Source organism: Methylobacterium sp. BTF04, assembly GCF_010692745.1.
Taxonomy (GTDB): Bacteria; Pseudomonadota; Alphaproteobacteria; order Rhizobiales; family Beijerinckiaceae; genus Methylobacterium.
Genome location: NZ_JAAHTB010000144.1, coordinates 1 through 2,261, shown reverse-complemented (window position 1 = coordinate 2,261; position 2,261 = coordinate 1). Strand labels below are relative to the sequence as shown.

Here is a 2,261-nt window from a genome sequence, read left to right as displayed (position 1 = left end):
GTCAGCCCAGAACACGCCGCAAGACACCGCCTGGTGAATAAGACGGGCTAGGTCTTTTCGTCCTCCACGACCTTTTCGAGACCTGCGGTTTCATGGATTGGGCGCTGAGTTCACCCGGGCCGGTCTTCCCGATGCTGATGCAGGCGAAGGACCCTGCCGATGCCGCGCAGAAGCGAATGAGCCGACTCTACACGGCATCCGGAGCCGACCCGCGGCGGTCCGGAACGTTTCATGGTCTGCGAGCTGGCAAGATTAGGAACGATCGTGATCTTGAGCTCCCGTCGCGGGCCGTCCGCCTACAGGTCGGCCACGAATTGACGGACGTCCACGAGAAGTACGATGGGCAGATGACGGACAAAGAGCTCAAAGCATTCGCGACAGCCCCCCTACCACCAGGTGTTGATTGGACAAATCTTTCACGCATTGATTTCGAAGCATTTGCCCACCGCCAACCAAAGGGTGGTCGTCCGAGGAAGTGCTTTAGCAATTAATACAGAAAAATGGTGCGCCTTACGGGAAGCGCCGCCACGTTTGCTAGCCCGTCTTATTCATCAGGGCGGTGGATCTGGGGTGGCGAGCGTAGCGTAAGGCATTGATTTGGCTTAGGGATTGGGTGCTGACACCAAGCCTTCAGACCAGATTGAGCCCGCCACGCCCGCCATGACCGATCTTACGTGTCTCCCGTTCGCGTTTCCATCCGTCCGAGGCAAGAAGCTCATAGCCGCCTTCGACGGCGGACGCCTGACCTCGGACGGCGGCGTCCTGCTGCTCGCGCAGGCGGCGCGGCGATTGGGCATCGCCGAGAAGCTCGCGGCGGTTATCCCGGATCGGCGTGATCCGAGCCGGATCGCGCATCCGCTGCCCGAGATCCTGCTCGCCCGCATCCTGGCCATCGCCTGCGGCTACGAGGACGCCGACGACCTCGACCATCTGCGCGCCGACCCCGCCTTCAAGCTCGCCTGCGGACGCCTGCTCGAGACCGGCGTGGACCTGATGAGCCAGCCCACCGTCTCGCGGATGGAGAACACGCCCCGCCTGCGCGATCTGATCCGGCTCGGGCGGGTGATGGTCGACCTCTATTGCGCCAGCTACGCCGCGCCGCCAGCCGCCGTCACCCTGGACATCGACGACACCTGCGACGTGGTCCACGGCCATCAGCAACTTTCGCTGTTCAACGCCCACCACGACGAGCGCTGCTTCCTCCCGATCCACGTCTACGACACCGCCACCTCGCGTCCCGTCGCGATGATCCTGCGGCCGGGCAAGACGCCCTCGGGTCGCGAGGTCCGGGGCCATCTGCGTCGTCTGGTCCGGGCGATCCGCCGTCACTGGCCGACGACCGCGATCACCATCCGCGGCGACGGCCATTACGGGCGGCCCGAGCCCATGGATTGGTGCGGCGGCGAGTGTTCGGGCCAACAAGTCCTCTATCGTCCGGGCCCGTGCGTTCATCTGCCTAGCCATCGTTGGCGGTACGGAACGGGTGAAAGCCCGCGGGCGCAATCCGCCTCCTTTCCGGAGAAATCAAATCGAGCCGAAGGCGGGATTATGGTTGATCATGCCCGATCGTTCCGGCCGCCTTCGTGAGGTGGCGCATGACCTCTTCGACGGTCTCATTCGGCAGGCTCGTCTCGTTCAAAGCCCGCGACATGCAATCGAGCCACAGATTCCGCAGAGCCGGTCCTATTTCGACGTGCTCGTGGATCTTCATCAAATTCACATGCCCGAATTTCTGGACGTACATCTTAGGTCCACCAAAGAATCCTGACAGGAAGTTGAATTGCTCGACCCGCGAGTGACCGAGCCCATGTCCCCGCAGATGAAGAAGATGCAATTCTTCCGCCACGGGATCCCGTTTTATAATATCATAAAAACTATTCACCAAGAGGCGAAGATTATGTTCCCCGATTTGGTCGTATAAGTGTAATTGCTCAGGTCCTTCGGCGTTGTGCGCGTCGGTTGGCTGGGGGATGAGGTCGTATTTTCGCTCGACGGCGGGGCTCACCTGTGAATCAAAGGGTGGGTGAAGCCACTCGCGTGCCTGTCCGACAAAGATGCCCTGATCGCCGCCCTGATGGAGCGGATCGAGGCGTTGGTGGCCCAGAATGCCGCCTTGATGGCTGAGAACGCGCGTTTGACGGCACGGGTCGCAGCGTTGGAAGCGAAGCTCGGCCTACCGCCCAAGACGCCGGACAATTCGAGCCTACCGCCGTCGAAGGGGCAGAAGTCGTCGCAGCCCTCCGTCCCGAAGCGCAAGGCCA

1 protein-coding gene and 2 pseudogenes are annotated in these 2,261 nt (G+C 62.0%); 2 read left to right on the top strand and 1 reads right to left on the bottom strand.

The window, feature by feature from the left end:
* Positions 1-660 precede the first annotated feature (660 nt).
* Positions 661-1,398 (top strand): annotated as a pseudogene (locus G3T14_RS23810) (IS1380 family transposase); the annotation flags it as partial.
* Between the two features lie 148 nt (positions 1,399-1,546).
* Here the strand turns inward: G3T14_RS23810 and G3T14_RS23805 are convergent.
* Complete coding sequence (locus G3T14_RS23805) at positions 1,547-2,005, bottom strand: group II truncated hemoglobin (protein ID WP_204263045.1); 459 nt, start codon at positions 2,003-2,005, stop codon at positions 1,547-1,549.
* A gap of 18 nt (positions 2,006-2,023) precedes the next feature.
* Between G3T14_RS23805 and G3T14_RS23800 the strand changes: the two are divergent.
* Positions 2,024-2,261 (top strand): annotated as a pseudogene (locus G3T14_RS23800) (hypothetical protein); the annotation flags it as partial.